Source organism: Mesorhizobium sp. WSM4815, from assembly GCF_055811575.1.
In genome coordinates this window covers 132227-149819 of sequence record NZ_JBVVQS010000089.1, presented here as the reverse complement: position 1 = coordinate 149819, position 17593 = coordinate 132227, and the positions used below count along the sequence as shown (strand labels likewise).

13 protein-coding genes and 2 pseudogenes are annotated in these 17593 nt (G+C 59.8%); 7 read left to right on the top strand and 8 right to left on the bottom strand.

Annotated elements, in window-relative coordinates; genetic code table 11:
- The first annotated feature begins 6 nt into the window (after positions 1-6).
- From AC0L2B_RS12335 to AC0L2B_RS12325, 3 genes and pseudogenes are all read left to right on the top strand, one after another.
- Positions 7-777 (top strand): hypothetical protein, encoded by a 771-nt coding sequence (locus AC0L2B_RS12335; protein ID WP_473745513.1) that lies wholly within the window; start codon positions 7-9, stop codon positions 775-777.
- A 324-nt stretch (positions 778-1101) separates the two neighbouring features.
- Positions 1102-1310 (top strand): annotated as a pseudogene (locus AC0L2B_RS12330) (integrase catalytic domain-containing protein); the annotation flags it as partial.
- A gap of 27 nt (positions 1311-1337) precedes the next feature.
- Positions 1338-1577 (top strand): integrase core domain-containing protein, encoded by a 240-nt coding sequence (locus tag AC0L2B_RS12325; RefSeq protein ID WP_473745536.1) that lies wholly within the window; start codon positions 1338-1340, stop codon positions 1575-1577.
- 207 nt (positions 1578-1784) lie between these two features.
- Here the strand turns inward: AC0L2B_RS12325 and AC0L2B_RS12320 are convergent.
- A pseudogene (locus AC0L2B_RS12320) lies at positions 1785-1859 on the bottom strand (ATP-binding protein); the annotation flags it as partial.
- 7 nt (positions 1860-1866) lie between these two features.
- Between AC0L2B_RS12320 and AC0L2B_RS12315 the strand changes: the two are divergent.
- Positions 1867-2169, top strand: a complete 303-nt coding sequence (locus tag AC0L2B_RS12315) for a hypothetical protein (protein ID WP_473745512.1) — start codon at positions 1867-1869, stop codon at positions 2167-2169.
- Here the strand turns inward: AC0L2B_RS12315 and proB are convergent.
- Positions 2150-2983 carry a glutamate 5-kinase gene (gene proB / locus AC0L2B_RS12310; RefSeq protein ID WP_473745511.1) on the bottom strand — a complete coding sequence of 278 codons (834 nt, stop codon included), beginning with the start codon at positions 2981-2983 and terminating at the stop codon, positions 2150-2152. The two genes, AC0L2B_RS12315 and proB, sit on opposite strands and share 20 nt — an antisense overlap.
- 646 nt (positions 2984-3629) lie before the next feature.
- Complete coding sequence (locus AC0L2B_RS12305; protein WP_473745510.1) at positions 3630-3914, bottom strand: DNA -binding domain-containing protein; 285 nt, start codon at positions 3912-3914, stop codon at positions 3630-3632.
- Positions 3915-4030: 116 nt separating this feature from the next.
- On the opposite strand from AC0L2B_RS12305, the gene AC0L2B_RS12300 reads away from it, so the two are divergent.
- Positions 4031-4264, top strand: a complete 234-nt coding sequence (locus AC0L2B_RS12300; RefSeq protein ID WP_473745509.1) for a helix-turn-helix domain-containing protein — start codon at positions 4031-4033, stop codon at positions 4262-4264.
- Between the two features lie 577 nt (positions 4265-4841).
- Here AC0L2B_RS12300 and AC0L2B_RS12295 read toward each other — a convergent pair.
- From AC0L2B_RS12295 to AC0L2B_RS12285, 3 genes are all read right to left on the bottom strand, one after another.
- Positions 4842-7175 (bottom strand): S9 family peptidase, encoded by a 2334-nt coding sequence (locus AC0L2B_RS12295; protein ID WP_473745508.1) that lies wholly within the window; start codon positions 7173-7175, stop codon positions 4842-4844.
- Between the two features lie 607 nt (positions 7176-7782).
- Positions 7783-8475 (bottom strand): OmpW/AlkL family protein, encoded by a 693-nt coding sequence (locus tag AC0L2B_RS12290; protein ID WP_065011139.1) that lies wholly within the window; start codon positions 8473-8475, stop codon positions 7783-7785.
- A gap of 660 nt (positions 8476-9135) precedes the next feature.
- Positions 9136-11265: a prolyl oligopeptidase family serine peptidase gene (locus AC0L2B_RS12285; RefSeq protein ID WP_473745506.1), complete on the bottom strand. Its 2130-nt coding sequence runs from the start codon at positions 11263-11265 to the stop codon at positions 9136-9138.
- Positions 11266-12634: 1369 nt separating this feature from the next.
- On the opposite strand from AC0L2B_RS12285, the gene AC0L2B_RS12280 reads away from it, so the two are divergent.
- Together AC0L2B_RS12280 and AC0L2B_RS12275 are read left to right on the top strand one after the other, a co-directional pair.
- Entirely contained in the window at positions 12635-13123 is a 489-nt protein-coding gene (locus AC0L2B_RS12280; RefSeq protein WP_473745505.1) for a transcriptional regulator domain-containing protein, read from the top strand.
- Positions 13124-13139: 16 nt separating this feature from the next.
- Complete coding sequence (locus AC0L2B_RS12275) at positions 13140-13442, top strand: DUF2285 domain-containing protein (protein ID WP_473745504.1); 303 nt, start codon at positions 13140-13142, stop codon at positions 13440-13442.
- A 1408-nt stretch (positions 13443-14850) separates the two neighbouring features.
- On the opposite strand, the gene AC0L2B_RS12270 is transcribed toward AC0L2B_RS12275, so the two are convergent.
- Entirely contained in the window at positions 14851-15624 is a 774-nt protein-coding gene (locus AC0L2B_RS12270) for an HAD-IIA family hydrolase (protein WP_473745502.1), read from the bottom strand.
- Positions 15625-15996: 372 nt separating this feature from the next.
- Positions 15997-17454, bottom strand: coding sequence for an NAD-dependent succinate-semialdehyde dehydrogenase (locus tag AC0L2B_RS12265; protein WP_473745501.1), 1458 nt, complete (start codon positions 17452-17454; stop codon positions 15997-15999).
- Positions 17455-17593: the final 139 nt, after the last annotated feature.

Here is a 17593-nt window from a genome sequence, read left to right as displayed (position 1 = left end):
GTTGAAATGAAGCGGTCCGACCCTATTGGCGCTCGCTACTACAAACCACTGCGAGAACTCGAACGCTTCTCAGAGGCCCTTTTCTATGTCTCAGCGGCGTTATCAATTGGGACGCTGTTGGTCGACAAGGCGCTCTACCCTGGCGGCTACGCTGCTGTGCAGATTGCATTCGTCCTGACCGTCCTGGGCAATTTCGTTCTGGGCTTTGTTTCCCGCTTGTATTTGGCGCCGAGAGCTGAGGATAAGCGCCGTCAGGACCTCTTGTCGAACTCTTATCAGGTGAACCTGACCCACGAAAATGCGTCTGGCTACTACAATAACGACCAGGCCAATCCGGTGAAGCGATTGGCCGCCTCCGTCATGGAGAGCAGCTTCTTCACCAACAATATCCTCAGGGAAATGCTGCGGTTTGAGCGGCCCAAGGTGATTCTCTATTTCGCGATCTGGGTCGCTGCGTTGATGATCCGTTCTACTGATCTTGGAATAATCGCCGCCGCGGCTCAAGTCCTGTTCAGTGAACAAATTTTGACAAAATGGCTGCGGCTTGAGTGGCTTCGTATGCGGAGCGAGAGGGTTTATGAAAAGCTTCATAAGCTTATCAACACCGCGCCATCGTTCAACAAACTTGCCATGCACGCTCACGTCTTGGAGCACTACAGCGAGTATGAGACCGGGAAGGCTTATGCGTCCGTGACCTTATCTGACCGAAGTTTCCGAAAGCGGAACGCGGACCTATCGAAGGAGTGGGAGGCGATTCGAGCCGGATTGCAACTGTAATCCCGGATGGCTGTGGACAGCGATCGTCGCCCGCCGCCGCGTTCTGTTGTTGGACACCTGGACCTATCATTGCAAGTCCCGCCGCCGCGATCAGGCCGACATCGCAGCCCGGATCAAGGAACATCTGCGCCACACAGGTCCGCTATGGATACCGGCGCGTGCACGTAATGCTCACGCGCGAGGGTTGGACATAACGTGAAGCGAACCTATCGAATTTACAAGGACTTGGGCCTGCAACTCAGGAGCAAGACGCCGAAGCGGCGTGTGAAGGCGAAGCTGCGGGAAGGCCGGGAGGAAGCCGTCGGCCCGAACGACGTCTGGGCGATGGACTTCGTCCACGATCAGCTCGCGACGGGCAAGAAGATCCGTGTGCTGACGGTCGTCGACACGTTCTCCCGCTATGTGCCTGTGCTCGACCACGGTTCAGCTATCGGGCGGAGGATGTCGTCAGGGCACTGGAACAGGTCTGTCCGAAGATCGGCTATCCGAAGACTATCCGCGTTGACCAAGGCTCCGAGTTCGTCTCCCGCGACCTCGACCTATGTGCCTACACGAAAGGCGTGACGCTCGACTTCAGCAGGCCGGGAAAGCCCACCGACAACGCCTACATCGAAGCTTTCAACGGCCGCTTCAGGGCGCAGTGCCTGGACGCCCATTGGTTCCTGACCCTTGCCGACGCCGCTGAAAAGTTGGAGGATTGGCGCAGATACTACAACGAGGTGCGCCCGCATGGTGCGATCGGGCACAAGGTCCCGATCTCGTTGCTCAATCACAATGGCGCCGCCAGCCCGCCATCGTGAAAGGCCCGGAAACTCCACCTTCCGGCGGTCCAAAGAACGGTATCGGAGCAAAACGGCCGAGGCTCTAATCGCCACTGGATGAAGGTTCAGTGGCAGGTCACCTGCGCATGCTGTCGCCTCCTGTCGAGAATAAGCATTTTGGACGCGGGTGAGCTTGTCGATCCGGCGGGGGAAAGCGGCCATCGAGGCGAGCAAGCGCCAGATCCTAAACAGGCGTGGCACGCGCGCATAGAGCACGGAATGATCGAGCCGTGCCGCTTGCCGGCCGAAGGCGCAGGCCAACCACGACTTGCCGGTGACGATCTGGCCGGTGACGATCAGGTTGTCATGCGCTCTTGAGCCATTCGCCCTGGGCGAGCGCTATGGCGTTGTGCCGGTCGAGGCGCGCGCCAAAATCGATGTCCTCGATGCAGGCTTCGGGGGCATGAGGCCGATTAATCGCGACACGCTTTCGCCCCGAGCGCAGGCGTCATTCCTGCCGGCTCTCATGACGCAATTATTGCATCCGGTGGCATTGCAAGCCTGCACGCGAATCGATGATCGCTCGAGTTATTCAGCCGCCGAGGACTTCATCAATGCTCCTTGCGCGTAGCGCTGTCTTTGGCGAGCGGAACAAACCACGTTGATGGCGCACCGTTCTCGATGGCGGCGAGCGGATAAGGTTCGGTTCCTCTCGCAATGAGCATGCCGCATCCCGCGTCCATGGCTATCCTTGCTGCCATCAACTTTGTCACCATGCCACCCGAACTATGGCGGGCGCGGGAATGACCCGCCATGGCCGCTATCTCGGGGGTAATGCATCGTACCTCTGTGACCAGAGAAGCCAACGGATTGTCGTGTGGGTCTTCCGTGAACAGGCCATCGATGTTAGAAAGCAGAATGAGAACGTCGGCGTTTACCATCTGCGCGACCCGTGCCGCGAGCCGATCATTATCGCCAAAGCAGATCTCGGCCGTTGCGGTCGTGTCGTTCTCGTTGATGACGGGTACGGCGCCGAATTTGAGAAGCTGTCGAACGGTCGACCATGCATTGAGGCGGCGAGGCTCGTTCTCTATATCTTCGCTGGTCAATAACATTTGTCCCAACGCAAAACCATGGCGCTTTAAACTCTGTTCGTAGGCAAGCATAAGTCGAACCTGACCAATCGCGGCCGCCGTTTGCTTCTCCTCAATCGAAAGAGGCCTGTCCAAGCCTTTGAATCGGCTTGATCCAAGCGCGACAGCACCGGATGTGACGATGATCACCTGCTGCCCACGTGAGAAAAGGCGTATGATATCCGCAATCAGCGTTTCAAGCCAAGCACTTCGTATATCGCCGGTCACTTCATCGACAAGCAGTGCTGAGCCAATCTTGACTACCAGCCGCTGAGCCGAAACCAATTGGACCGATCGTGTGGTTGCTGCCACTGGGTGTCGCTGCAGTGACAGTGAAGACATGATTTTCCACTTTCTTCCTGGCGATACACCAGCGAGTGAGCTGTGTGGCCTCACGAGGACAACTAGCGTCTTGGACGGATCTAGCCGGAGTTGCGGCGACGCCCTGAATCTGGTGAGGAAACTACCACCCCTGGTCGATTGGCGGTCATGAAGATTGTGTAAACTTGTTGTAGCGGCAGTTCATGGTTCATCACCGAGGGGCCAACATGACTCGCTCCGCACTGAAGGGAATTGGCCGCAGCTAAAGCAGGACGGACGAGGCCGTTCTCGATGCTACCTGCAACCAGGGCGGTGGGGCGGGTGCTCTCGTGATTTGGGCGGATGGATGGTCTCCAACCCGATGCAGGTGAGGCGGCCGCCTATGCAAAGAGCAAAACCGTCGAATTCGCTGGCGCGGCTTCACTCCAGCAGCCTTCTACTGAGGTTTTGGTTGTGAGCGAACAAACCGGATTCGCAGTCTCGTCGCCCCGCTTAATCAGGTTTGCGGTATGGTATGCCTGAAGAACAGAGCAGCCAGGCCGGAACGCGCGCTCGGCAACATGCATCAGTTGCCGACTAGCTTAGCCGTTCTCGGTCTCATACGTTCGCTCGAGGGGTGACGGAGCGCGCAGCTCGATCATTCAGCGGCGAACAGCTCCTTGTAGCCGGTCGTCACCATCCAGTTCGCCCGATCGATATGGCTGCGAACAGCGTTACGGGCGCGCACCGGTTCAAGAGCCGGGTCGATGCCGAGAATGAGATCTGCCATCTCCTCTATGCTGGCATTGTCGGCGCAGGCGTCGAGGATCATCAGATAGACCTTGAAATGCTCCCGGTCATAGCTCGTGAGGCTCTCCGACCAGGGGACCTCGTCGCGCAGTGCTGAGCTTTGAGTCTCATCTGTTCCCGCTGATCGATTCATGTCTGCCGCGAACCTCGCATGTTGATCGCTGGATTCAAGACAGCATATCCCAAAATGGGATAATCCGGAACCGGGATTAGTGGCTGAGCCGGTCTTTACCTGACCGGTTCGCCTACATGCCCAAATCGCTTCGATCTCCCCGCCACCAGCGGTTTCTGGACCAGCTGATATCGCTGCGCAAGGCCAAAGGCATGACCCAGGCGCAGGTAGCCGAGAAGCTTGGCCGGCCGCAATCCTTCGTGGCCAAGTATGAGGGTGGAGAGCGACGTCTCGATGTCATTGAGTTTCTCGACGTCACCGTGGTGCTTGATGCTGATCCGTGCGAGATTCTGTTGAGCCTGCGGTCATAGCTGGCGCCGGCGCGCCTCCCGGAGCACGGTTGGCGGGCGGACCAGCCCCGGTTTTCTTCGGCAATCTCAGGCGCCTCAGCCATCCAGCTCGCGCCCTGGCGCCGGTCGTCAGACCCGCACAACTTCTCTGTTGGGCCTTTCCCGGCGGAGCAGGGCAGGCGGCACTCCCTTTTAGGGCCGCGCGGCATCCCGCAACCCTTCGCTCCCGCTTCGGGTCCTTCTCTTCGTTCCGGTCCTTCGGATGCGGTCCGCCTGGACGGCGGCCCTTCCGGTCGCAACTCGCCGCCCACCCCCGCTTCCGTCCCGCTTCCGGGCAAAGCCGCGATCGCGGAGGCAAAACGAAGCATGCAAGACACAAGCGTACCGCCATCGAAGGCAGAGGCCGGGCGCCATGTCCTCAATTCCTGCTTTTGCGGCCGTCGAGCGTCGGAATCATTCCCGTTTCCGTCTTGCTAAGGCCCGTTGCGCAGGAATCGGCGCAGGCTCTCGCGGCTCTCCGCTCGCTTGCCGCCTCGATCATAGCCAACAAAAGGGGCGCGAGGATTGCTATAGGCAGAAGCTGCCGAAGCCATCATGGTTACGATTTGCTTTTTTGCAGCTCGGTTCGTTTAGCGTTCCAGTCGGGTGGGGTCTGACCGAGAATGTTGCGAACGAAGAAGTCCAGGAGTTTGCGGTCAGTATAGATGCCTGGCGCGCCGTGATCGGCACCAGGCACATAGACCATGTCGAAATCTTTTCCCGCCTTGATGAGTCGGTCGGCAAGCTGGAGCGAGGAGGACGGGTCGACATTGTGGTCCATTTCGCCCACGACGATCATCAGCTTGCCCCGCAGCCTGTAAGCATTGTCGATGGCGGAGGATTGGGAATATTCAATGCCGACTGGCCACCCCATCCACTTTTCGTTCCACCAGATCTTGTCTATCCGGTTGTCGTAGCAGCCGCTGTTGGCGACCGCGACCTTATAGAATTCGGGATGGAAGAGTAGCGCGCTCACCGCGCTCTGGCCGCCTGCGGACCCGCCGAAAATGCCGACATTGGAGATATCGTACCACGGATACCTCGCGGCGGCCGCCTTGTGCCATAGAATGCGATCGGGAAAGCCTGCGTCCTTCAGATTTTTCCACGCAACGTCATGAAAGGCGCGTGAGCGGTTGTTGGTACCCATGCCATCGATCTGCACAACGACGAAGCCCAGTTGCGTGAGCGGCTCTGTCCGTCTTGAGAAGGATTTTGGGACGAAGGAGCCCTGGGGCCCGGCATAGATATTCTCCACCACCGGGTACTTCTTCTTCGGATCGAAATTGGCGGGCCGGTGGATCACGCCCCAGATATCAGTCTTGCCGTCGCGCCCCTTGGCGTGGAAGCTGAGTGGCGGCTGCCAGCCGGCGGCGACGAGCTCGGACATGTCGGCGGTCTCCACCTCCATGAGTTTGACATCGTCGCTGGCGCGGTAGAGCATCATGCGGGGCGGCAGATCGATGCGTGACCAGAGATCGACATAGTAGCGGCCGTCGGGAGAGAACTCGACATGGTGGTTGGCCGGCTCGGGCGTGAGCTCAGTCAGCCCCTCACCGTCGAAGCCGATGCGGTACGCATGGACGAAATAGGGGTCCTCCCCCGGGTTCCTCCCGCTCGCCTCGAACCAGATCTGGCGCTTGACCGGATCGACATGGTTGACCGCCCGGACCACCCATTCACCGAAGGTGATCTGGTTCTTGAGCGCGCCCGTCTGGCCGTCGAACAGGTACAGGTGCTCGTGCCCGTCGCGCTCGGACGCCCAGATGATCTCCTTCCCGTCGTCGACATCGTAACGAAAGATTTTCCCGGTACGGCGCTGGTTCATCACCAGCGGCCGGTAATCAACGAAGGTCGTGCTGGTCTCTTCGATCAGCGAGCGTGCGCGCCCTGTGGCGGCGTCTACCTCGACCAGCCGATAGAGCTGATGGCCGCGCTGGTTATATTCGAAAGTGAAGCCGCGACCGTCCGCCCACCATTGGAGAGCGGAAAGTTTGAAGGGGTTGGAGAACAGGGCGTTTTCGATCACGATCTGGCGGCGGGCGGCAATGTCGAACAGGACCGGCTGGGGCAGCGGAAGGACATCGCCCGGCTTGGGATAGACCATTGCCGAATATTCGCGCTGCAACCGGTCCGTCGACGAATTGAGGTAGGGGACCACCCGCTTGTAGCCGGGGCGAACGCGGTAGGCCGCGAGATGGCGCGAGTCCGGCGACCAACTCAGTGTCGAAAAGACGTAGTAATTGCCCTCTGATCCATCCCGGCTCAGCGCAACATTCTGCAATCCGTCCTTGCTGCGCAGGAAAACATTGTCGTTCCTTACATAGACGATCCATTTGCCGTCGGGCGAGACGCTCCTCTGGTCGGGGTTATTCTTAGCCGGGGGGGTGTAGTCGTGGCGGAGCTGAAAGTCCGGCGCTTCCACATCCAAGTTTGTGCTGGTGCAGGCATAGCTTGCAACGTCGCAGCTCCACCGGACCTGCTCAATCAGGAAGTCGAGCCTGCGACCATCCTCGGTCAGTTCGAAACGCTGGAAGGGAAGATCGCCTGCCTGATAGCTCTTATGGCTCGCTTCATTTAGCGCCGCCGCCAGACGGGCCTGATCGAAGGCGGCCCGTTTCAAACCCGTGGCAGCATCGACCCGCATGAACTGCTGCTCGCCATGGGTAGTCCGGCGGTACACGAACGCGTTGGCTCCAGTCAGCCAGAACGGCCCCTCGGGGACATTCACGGTGAGCCCGCGATAGCGATCGTTGATCGTCAGCGCCCGCTCCCAATCGCTCGGCGCTAGCGGTGGATGTGCACCGTTCGAACCGTTGGCCAGCGCCCGAGCGGTTGCCGATCCCGATGCCCCTTGAATTAATGACGCGAGCGCCAAAGCGCCGATCTTGACCATATCTGTTCACCGCTTTCGGTTTTCGGAAGGCGCATTGTTGGATCTGGCTTTTCATCGCCACTGTGCAGCAGCGCTGAGCGTTGCTCGAAGGGGGCAGCACGCGGGTGCAGCCGAGACGGCAGTCAACATGACCCGTGCGCCCTACGCGGATATCCAGGAACTGGCCGGGTGAGCCAGACTGAAGAGTTGGCAGCCGAGCCAGCAGGGTATTTTCCATGTCCACAATGATGGAAAATTCAAAGCCCGATGACGCTTGCAATCACACTCCCTTCCTGTTCCTGCACCGGAAACGGCCGGAACGGGGCCAGGCACAAAGCGTTGGCTATCGACATTCTCTGCGTGGCTGTCGTCAGTCCGTTGATCCGTGTCCGGATGAACGATCAATATGCGCGCCAAAGGAAAGTCCCTTTAGATCAAGGCGATCGGACCGGCTGTGTCGGATGACCGACATTAACGTCGCATATCCGACAGCTCGGATAACCCCAAGTCACATTGACCTTGGGTGTATGTCGGGTTGACAAGAGTGGACCGTCGGGCCGACGGCAAAGGGCGCACGAGGCGCCCTTCATTCGACTCGGGCTGCGTAAGCCGCCTTCGCCTTCCGTTGTCAGAAATGGTACGTGACGCCTGCGCCTATCAGCCAGGGATCGAGCTCCGCCTTTCCCGTCTGCTTCGCGCCGGCCACCGTGACGTCGAAGTCTGGCTTCAGGAAAAGCTTCTTCACGTCGAAGTTGACGCCCCAGTGCTGGTCGACCATGTAGTCGAACCCGACCTGCAGCGCGGTGCCGAACGTGTTCTTGACCTTGAGATCATCGGCGCTGCTGGCTTGCTGATGATAGAAGATCGTATAGTTCACGCCGGCGCCGACATAGGGCTTGAAGGCGCCGAAATCGGTAAAGTGATACTGCAATGTCAGCGTGGGCGGCAGCAGCCAAACCTTGCCGATATTCCCCAGCCCGCCAATCGAGCCTTGGCCTGTGATGTTGGCATAGGTGGTGCCGAGGATAAGCTCGGCTGCGACGTTGTCCGTGAAGAAATACGAAATATCGAGTTCCGGCGTTACGGTGTTCGAATAGGAAAGACCGGAGCCGGGCACCGCGTTAACGTAACCCGAATCCTCAGTGATAACCCCCAACGCGCGCAGGCGGATCTGCCAAGGGCTTGGCCATTCCGTGAACAAGGCACCCTTATCCGGGTCGCACGGTTCTGCAAGGTCTGCCGCGGCCGCCTGCTGTCCTACCAGCAACAGGACGACGGCCGCTGTGAGTCCCCGCAACACGTTCATTCGCTTTGTTGCCATAATGTTGTTTCCTTGCTCGTTAGACTTCACTGTGAATAGTCCTGCCGTGTTGATTGCTATCTACAGAATACTGGCGCGCATTATTCGCAAATTCTGCGCGCATTGTTAGACCTGTACTCACTTCGTCGAAGTTCGCCCTTGTTGACCTGCCGGTCGCCAATGAACGCTATCGGCGTGCGAGCCGATCGCGCTGCCAAGGAAATTGTCGCACAAGGCAATGAATGCGGGCCCCGCTCGGATTGTCCTTGCCGTAGCTTGTGCCCGCCTGCGCTGGTCCGTAGAAGTAAGCGGGATAGGCATCGTATTAACGTAGCCCGAATATGTCCCCGAGGCGGCGCAGGCGGAACTGCCCAGAGCTTGGCTCCTAGATTGGTGTCGTAGACGGGCACGGGTAAGGGGGAGGCGGAGGGGGAGGCGGAGAGGCGCAGGGGGCTTTTGGAGTCGCGATAGCCTGCTGTGCCAGCAGCATCAAGACGACGGCCGCTGTTACTCCCCGCGCCACCTTCACTCGCTTTGTTGCCATGATATTTCTCCTTGCTCTTCAGAAATGGTAGACTGCAATAGTCCTGCAGTACTGATTGATATCGACAGCGTGCGGGCGCGCATTTGCGCAAACCGTGCTCGCATTATTTGCACCTTTTCGCAGTCCTCGACCTCTACTCACTCATTCGACGCCCGCCTTTCTCGAGCTCCCGGTCGTCTATGAAAGCTATCGGCGTGCCAGCCGATCGCGCTGCGAAGGAAGTTGATGCCAAGACTGATGAATGCAGCGCGCTCCCGATTGTCCTTGCCGTAGCCGTGGCCGCCCGCGCCGGGCTCGTAGAAGTACGCGGGATAGCCAAGGGCCTGCAGCTTTGCCGCCATCTTGCGCGCGTGGCCCGGATGGACGCGGTCGTCCCGCTTCGTGGTCGCGAGCAGGATAGGCGGATAGGGCTGTCCGGGCGTCGCGGCGTGATAGGCGGAGACTTCCTTCAGGAAAGCCCAATCGTCAGCCTTGTCGGGATCGCCATATTCGTCGATCCAGCTCGCGCCCGCCAGGAGCTTGGTGTAGCGGCGCATATCGATAAGCGGAACCGTGCAGAACAGCGCGCCGAAATGCTCAGGATAGCGGGTAAGCATATTGGCGATCAGCAGGCCGCCATTTGAGCCGCCCTCGGCGGCAATCCGCCTCGGCAGCGTGATGCCCCTTCGCACGAGATCGGCGGCAACGGCGGCGAAATCGTCATGGGCGAGACGCTTGCCCTCCCTACGCCCGGCATCGTGCCAGCGGGTGCCGAACTCGCCGCCGCCGCGGATGTTCGCCACCACACACGTGCCGCCGCGCTCGAGCCACAGCTTGCCGAGCGGGGAGTTGTAGTGGGGCAGGAGCGATATGCCGAACCCGCCATAGGCGGAAAGGTGAACCGGGGCATCTCCGTTCCCATCAGCCGGACCGACCTGCGTATAGGGGATCATCGCACCATCGATCGAGACTGCCTCGTGGCGCGTGACCACCAGTCCGGATGCGTCGAAAGTCTCCGGGCTGCGCTTCAGGATTACTGAAGCGCTGAGAGGCGGCGCGGCATTGAGATCCAATAGGAAAAGCTGCGGCGGCGTGATCGGATCCTGAGCGCAAACCAGGACCTCTCCATTGGTCTCGTGATCTTCCGCATCGAGTGACCAGAGGTGAACAGTCCCTTGCTCGGGCACTATGTCAAGGGCTTGGCGTGTCCATTCCTGCGGGCCCGGGGTGAACACCTCGAATCTCGGAGCGAGGTTCGCCAGGTACCCGATAATGAGCTTCCCGTCGTTCCAGAAGAATGACTGCAGACAGCGCCTCTCGGCTGGTTCAAACAGCGTACTAAAACGACGCTCGCCGGCCAGGAAAGAGGAGAGCGAGATGCCGATCAGCGCGTCGGCGGCATAGGTAGTCCCTCCAACCGTCCAGGGTTTGCGCGGCTTTACCCCCAGCCAGTCATCGAAGCCATTCCACCAGGCGTCCCGAGGAAGGTCGATCTCAACCTTCGGCCCGCTTCTATCGCCAATGCGGACTATCTTCTCGAAGTAGGCCGGCTGCTCGACGAACCACAGGCGCTCGCTCTCGGCGGTACGGTCCAGATGGCCAGACACACCCAGGGTTTCGGAACCGGTCTCGAAGATTACCGGCGCGGTGAGGGGATCTGCGTCACGCTTCCACAGTCGCACGGTGCGTGCGTAGCCGCAGCGCGTGGCCAAACCATCACCAAGCGCGCTGGATAGCAGAAGAGTGTTGGGGTCGAGCCAATCAATGTCGCCCTTGGCCTCGGGGAGATTGAAACCGTCGGCGACAAAGCTCAGAGAGCTGAAGTCGAATTCGCGATGCACGACCGCGTCGCTGCCGCCGCGCGAGAGGCGCAGAACGGCTCTTTCCCGTCTCTCCGGCTCGATGGACGCGCCGCCCCAGACCCAGTCCTCTCCGTCGCTAGCCGCGAGGGCGTCCAGATCGATCAGTAGCTCCCACTGGGGATCCGCGTTCATGTAGACGGCAAGCGTGGTCCGGCGCCACAGTCCGCGAGGATTTCTGGCATCTTGCCAGAAATTGTAGAGGTACTGGCCGCGGCGCGTGACTAGGGGAACCCTGTCGGGTCGGTCGAATACCGCTGTCAGCGCCGCCCGGTCGCGCTCGAACTGCGCTCCACCGAAGTGCTTCAGGGTCTTTGCCGACTGGCCCGCCGTCCACGCAAGTGCCCGTTCGCCTTCTACATCTTCAAGCCAAAGATGGGGGTCATCGTCGGGTGCACTCACAGTTGGGCGGAAATCGAATTCGGTCATGTCCGGACAACCAGAGGAATGAAAGCGCAATGGCTTCCGTCTGCTCGAGAACGCTCAGTGTTGGCGGCGGCGCCCGCATGTTCGAAAAGCGTGATCATCAGGTTGGTTCTTTTCAGTCGGTGCGGCGTCGCAGTGCTTTTGCGCATAGGATTGCAACCGTCGTGCCAACTGGGAAAATCGTTTCGGAACAATGTGACCGCTCTGACAGCGCTGTGTCAGATGTCCGACATCGTCGAGAATCCGACAACGAGTGGACCGCGCAACCACCCGATCGACCTCCTGCGGGGAGTTCGGTGACGCCGCGTAGAGCTCAAGCAGGGAAGCTCACAATGAACTTGGTTGGCCTCCGCCATCTTCGCTCCGGAACGCTTCACGCAGCTGGATTCAATTGGCAGATACAAATGAGGTGACGGACGCCGTGAGTGACCGAGCCGGCTGCGCCTTTGAGTCTGGACACCGGCAGCGGTAAAATCGGAGATCCGAGGAAAGGGATGGGGCGCCGCTCGGCCGACCTGATGGTTGTCCAGGCCATGCAAGCAATCTTGGCCTGCACCGTCCTCTTGATTGCATTGTTGAAGTCTGCCGATCGCGCCAGCAAGCTGCTTTCCAACGGACACATTAGAGTGGTCACTAGGCCAACTTCGGCTGCTGGCGAACCGTCGTTCAATGCAAGCTACGAGGGTCAGGAGACAGGGAAGCTCGGGCTCGGCGTGCTCTCGGCGAGGCAGCCAATCATCGACGATGTCTCGCTGGCGCGCCGTATTGGTATACCCGCAACAACGGCAGTGCGGTGGCAAGTCTGCCTGGGAAATCGGCTGCAGCAGGGGCAAGCCGAGCCCGGCCGTGCTCCATCTCGAAACCGCCGGCAAAGAAAGCCCCGCGTTAGCACCGCCAAAAGAAGCGATTGCGCGCCTCGCCGGTTCGTTTTTGCGGTTCCCCTGAACAGTCGGCTTAACCTGTACAACTATACAGGCTGCCATAGGGTGAAACTTGGTCTCCAATGGTGGAAATTCCCCCGAGGAGACCCTGCGATGACTGAGCTTATAGCGCCGGCGCTACGACAACTTGCCGAAAACCAGCATGCAATCCACCGCCAAGCCACTGCACCTTCAAGGAACGTCTGGAACGGGATGCAGGAGCCGATCACCCGCGCGAATTCGATTCCCTTGGCGTGCTCAGGCCGCGCTGGCTGTCGCTGCGCGGGTTCGACGGTGTTCTTGCTGTTTGCGCGCGCCTTCTGCCCTCCAAGGTGCCAATGGCACATTCTTCGACCAAATGGCGTCATCGGGGTCTGGTGGCCCCGGCGCCGGTGCTTTGCCAGGTGGCATGATGTTTCGACCTCCCTGGGGGCGGGCAGGGGGGCACGGTCGTGCCTACAGTTCTCGTGACTGGCGTGGATGAGGCTGATTGGCGGGATGAAAGGTCATACGACTACACCACTGGTCTGACGCCGCGCGAATGGGCCTGGGAGTTCTTACGCCGCAATCCAGCATTCCGGTGTGACGTGTTCGCTGCAAGCGAGAAGGCCAATACTTTGTCCCACCGATCCTCGCTCGACGTGGTCACGCCGGCGGGTGACCTGTCACGCTGGGGTGTTCTGTTTCGCCGAGTCTTTTGGTCGCAATTCGCTCGTTTTCTGGTCTCCGTTCTGTTGCGTCCATGTGCTGCCAGTCATTGCAGAACAGCTGTCTGCATCGTGGGCGACATTGCCCTTCGAGCTCTCGGCATTGCCATGTCGTGCGACGGTCCTGCTGGCGCCCGACAAGGGCCAGCATGTTCTTCTTCGCAATGCGGAACATACGCTCCAGCTCGCCGTCTCTGGCGCGGATATCTTGCACCCTGTTTGCCTCCGCACTGAGGCGATCTGGCCAGCAATGCTTTCGAAGCCCCGCCTGAGGGCACTCGAGTGCCTCAATGCTCTAAGTTTGAATCAACACCTGCCTGCCCGATTGTTTCCGCCGGAAAGACGCGGTCCACGTCTAACCTTCGTTCTTCGTGCGCTCGACGGCTCACTTGCTGGGGCGTCACATCGCGAACTCGCCGAAGCGCTGGTTGGTCAACGGCGCGTCCATGCCGACTGGAGGGATCCTCGCGATCATCTGCGCGACCGCATTCGCCGCGCCGTCTCGCGTGGCCGCGTCCTCATGAATGGAGGGTACAGAGATTTCCTTCTTTAAAAAGTGACAGTCCGCCCTGTGCGTCAGCCGGCGAACAGTTCGGAGCTAAAACCCGTCACCACCGATTGGCCGCTCGACATGGCAGCGAACGGCCTTCGAGGGCGCTCTGGTTGAGGCATCGTCGATGCCAAGAGGCACGTTCGTATTGTCCGATAGCCGACAATGTCGGCTACGCAAGGTACAGGAACCTGACTCTCGGGTGTTTTTAAGCGCTTTTTGACCTGGCACGGTACATGCACGCTATTCAGCAAAACACGCGGACTGAGTGGTTCCCACCTCCACGAGAGTCGCTGAATTACGCCACCTCCCAAGGCGTACCCGGCCCGGCAGCGAGCTCAGTCTCCTGCCGGGCATCCGTGTTCAGATGTACTCGCGTTCAGAACTTCAAATTAGAGGCGCAATGTTTCGCTTCCGGCTATGCGAACTGGTGCAGAAGAATTGTCAGACTTCGAGCGCGGTCGTTGTGGCTCCGTATTCACGGCAGCGACTATTTCGGCCATTGCGAATTCGAGATCCGCTGGAGTAAATCTGGAAAGGCTCACTCGCAGCGTAGACTTAGCATCTTCATAGCTGATCCCTCATCGTCGTGAGCATGCGACGGAGCGGTGGAGCCAGCGCGGCAGGCGGAACCTGTGGAGAGACAGATTCCGCGCATCGCCAGGCGCTCGACAATCGCATCGGCCTCACACCACGGGATGGTCAAGAGCACGTATTTGGAAGGCGCGGAGCTTGAATCCCATTAATACGTACTTGCGGCAGGCGGATTGCAACTCCCGTTCAAAGTTGTTTCGAAGTGCGTCGATGCCACTCGCTACACGCAGCCGCCGAGCCGCCTGTTTCGCGGCAACGGCCAGTCAGGCGGCTGCTTCGAGGCTCAACCCCTCCCTAATGTACAACGCGCTTGTTTCGGGCCTTGGAATTTATGCGCCGATGGGAGAGCAGATCGACTTCGACGAACTCGTCTGTCAGATCGATGGGTATACGACCAACAACCTGCGTGGCGCCCACGTGTAGGATCGCCTCCGGAGCGAGGCTGGAGCGAGGCGGCGACGATATCGGTCAAACTCCAATGGGTTGAACGACACCCGTCTCGTTGTTCGCAGCCATGACAGAAACGAAGGCGGTGTCGGACGTGAGTGTCGCAGCGAACGCATCTGGCTCGATCCAACCTGACCCATTCGCTGGACGTAGCCTACTTCGGCGCGCGAGACTCTTCGGTCGACTCTTGCTTCTTAGAGGTCAAGACCGGCCTGCATTGGGCTGCATGGGTGTACTTCGACTAAGTTGTCACGCTTATCAGTTATTTTCTGGATGCGGACAGCTGTTCCTCCAGATAATTGCCCAGGTTGACGGCCGCCATTGGGAACGTAGAGGGAGCGTTCGGTCTTCGTGTAGGGGTGCGTTCGGCTTATTGGTTCACGATGATCTGGCCCAGATCGGCAAGGCACTCGACCACGTGGTCCGGTCTGAATGGAAACCGCTCTATGTCAGCCAGTTTGGTCACCCCAGTAAGCACAAGGGCTGTCCTCAGGCCCGATTCCAGCCCGGCGAGCACGTCGGTGTCCATGCGGTCACCGACCATGATGGTATCGCCAGCTCGCACTCCTAGCCGGTCGAGCGCGTTGCGCATCATGAACGGGTTCGGCTTCCCGACGAAATAGGGCTGACGGCCGGTGGCCTTCTCGATTAGTGCTGCGACTGCACCGCATGCCGGATGGGAGCCCCGCTCGGTCGGGCCAGTCGCATCCGGATTGGTGGCGAGAAAGCGCGCGCCCTTCGCTACAAGCTCGGCGCCAGTTGCGATCTGCTCGTAGTGGTACGAAGTGGTGTCTCCGAGGACCACGAACTCGGGGGCAAACTCCGTTATCCGGCAGCCTGCCTGCCGCAGGGCCTCGACCAGACCGTGGTCGCCGATGACATAAGCAGATGATCCGAGCTTTTGCAGTTCCACGAACCGCGCAGTGGCGAGCGCCGATGTGTAGATGTGTTCTGGCTGCACGGCGAAGCCAACCGCTCTTAGACGCTCGGCATGATCTTCGGGCGTGAAGCGCGAGTTATTGGTGAAGATCTGAAACGGCTCACCCTTGGCGACTAACCCGGCGACATAGTCGACCGAGCCAGCAATCGGTTGGCCGCCGCGGACCAGGACCCCGTCCATGTCGAGCAGATGCGCTATAATCATTGGATCTCACCCCTCAATGTCTCTGTGGATGCGCGGCCTGGGTACGTCTACTGTATTCTCCAGGCGAGCACGCCGGCGACTTTAGCGATTCAGAGCGATGCGCGAAGGGCGCTCAATTGCTTGTGCGGCAATAAGGAGGTTGCGGCGTAAACTTGCCGCGGTTAGATAGGATGAGCAACGTACCGTCCGGTACCGGCGCCTTGGCTCGTCGCCGTAGATGCGGTTCAACGTAGCTGGGCGCTTAGATGCACACTTAAGGCGCGCAGGCCGGGATCGCGATAGACGACCCGAATCAGCCGCAAGAAGGTTCGCCAAAGCGCTCGATCATCCCTTTGGTTCATTCTGCGCCTGAGGTGTCCATCCACATAGAGATCAGATTCCGCCTATGCAGAGATATTTCATTTCGAGGTAGTCTTCGAGCCCGTGGCGGGAACCCTCCCGCCCGATGCCGGACTGCTTCATCCCGCCAAAGGGCGCCGCTTCCGAAGACATACGCCCCGTGTTGATGCCAACCATGCCATATTCCAATGCCTCGGCCACGCGCCAGACACGCTTCAGGTTCGAGGCATAGAAATAGGCGGCTAGGCCGTAGATCGTGTCGTTGGCCTCACGCACAACCTGATCCGCCTCGTGGAAGCGAATGATCAGCGCCAGCGGCCCGAAAGTCTCCTCTTGCGCAACCGCCATGATGCTGGAGATTTCCGTGAGGACTGTGGGCTTGAAGAAGGTGCCATCCTTGCCAATACGTTCGGCCCCGCATCGAATTGTCCCACCCTTGGCAACGGCATCTGCGATGTGGGACTCGATCTTGGCCAAAGCATGCAAGTCGATGAGCGGTCCGACGTCCACTCCGGCGGCGAAGCCGTCGCCAACCGACAAGTACCGGACTTTCTCCACGAACTTCTCGACGAACTCATCGTGAACGCTCGATTGGACGTAAAGGCGGTTCGCTGAAACGCAAGTCTGGCCGGCGTTGCGGAACTTCGCCTGGATCGCGCCGTCAACCGCAGCGTCGATATCAGCGTCGTCGAAGACGATGAAAGGCGCATTGCCGCCGAGCTCGAGGCTGACCTTCTTGATCTGGTCCGAGCACTGGCGCATCAGCAGCCGGCCAACCTCGGTCGAGCCTGTAAAGCTGATCTTCCGGACCTTGGGATTGGAGCAGAGTTCGCGTCCAACGCCAGCACCTTCGGACGCATAGATCAGGTTGACGACACCGTCGGGAAAGCCGGCTTGGTGCGCGAGGGCGAACATTGCGCCTGCCACGAGCGGCGTCTGTTCAGCAGGTTTGAGCACGATCGCGCAGCCCGCCGCCAGGGCCGGCGAGATCTTGCGCGCCACCATCGACGCTGGAAAATTCCACGGCGTAATCGTGCCGACCACACCGATGGGCTGCTTGATCACCAGCATCCGACGGTCTGTCGATGGTGCGGGGATCGTCTCCCCATAGATGCGATTGGCTTCTTCGGCGTACCATTGCAGATACGCGGCCGCATGCGAAACCTCCGACTTGGCTTCGGCAAACGGCTTGCCCATCTCTGCAGTGAGTATCGCTGCAAGATCACCGGCGTGGTCAATGATCAGCTCATGCCATCGCCACAGAACGTCACTGCGTTCTCGGGCGGTCAGCCCCGCCCATCCAGGCTGCGCTACGTAGGCCTTGTCGATCGCAGCGCGTGTCTCCTCCACACCCATGTCGGGAAGTACTGCCAGCACTTCGCCGCTCGACGGGTTGAGGACCTCGATTGTCTGCTCGCTAACCGGCGTGCCGAGCGCCGGCAGGCGATCGAGGGCGCCAAACAGATCCGGGGATGTCAGGTGGCGGATCATCGGCAGGCACAGGGGCAATACCGGATTCCTCTCAAACGCGGCGGATATGTATGTCGACAGGGCGCCGGCGTGTACTCCGCACCTGCGGGTTCCTTATAGGGCCTCGGCCAGACGCTTGGTAGACCATTCCACTCAACTT

Bases quoted from the DNA above. Each gene is read 5' to 3' on its own strand.
- AC0L2B_RS12290 (WP_065011139.1), bottom strand. From the start codon at position 8,475: ATGGCAACAAAGCGAATGAACGTGTTGCGGGGACTCACAGCGGCCGTC.
- AC0L2B_RS12285 (WP_473745506.1), bottom strand. From the start codon at position 11,265: ATGACCGAATTCGATTTCCGCCCAACTGTGAGTGCACCCGACGATGAC.
- AC0L2B_RS12305 (WP_473745510.1), bottom strand. From the start codon at position 3,914: ATGAATCGATCAGCGGGAACAGATGAGACTCAAAGCTCAGCACTGCGC.
- AC0L2B_RS12275 (WP_473745504.1), top strand. From the start codon at position 13,140: ATGCTTTCGAAGCCCCGCCTGAGGGCACTCGAGTGCCTCAATGCTCTA.
- AC0L2B_RS12300 (WP_473745509.1), top strand. From the start codon at position 4,031: ATGCCCAAATCGCTTCGATCTCCCCGCCACCAGCGGTTTCTGGACCAG.
- AC0L2B_RS12265 (WP_473745501.1), bottom strand. From the start codon at position 17,454: ATGATCCGCCACCTGACATCCCCGGATCTGTTTGGCGCCCTCGATCGC.
- AC0L2B_RS12335 (WP_473745513.1), top strand. From the start codon at position 7: ATGAAGCGGTCCGACCCTATTGGCGCTCGCTACTACAAACCACTGCGA.
- AC0L2B_RS12295 (WP_473745508.1), bottom strand. From the start codon at position 7,175: ATGGTCAAGATCGGCGCTTTGGCGCTCGCGTCATTAATTCAAGGGGCA.
- AC0L2B_RS12270 (WP_473745502.1), bottom strand. From the start codon at position 15,624: ATGATTATAGCGCATCTGCTCGACATGGACGGGGTCCTGGTCCGCGGC.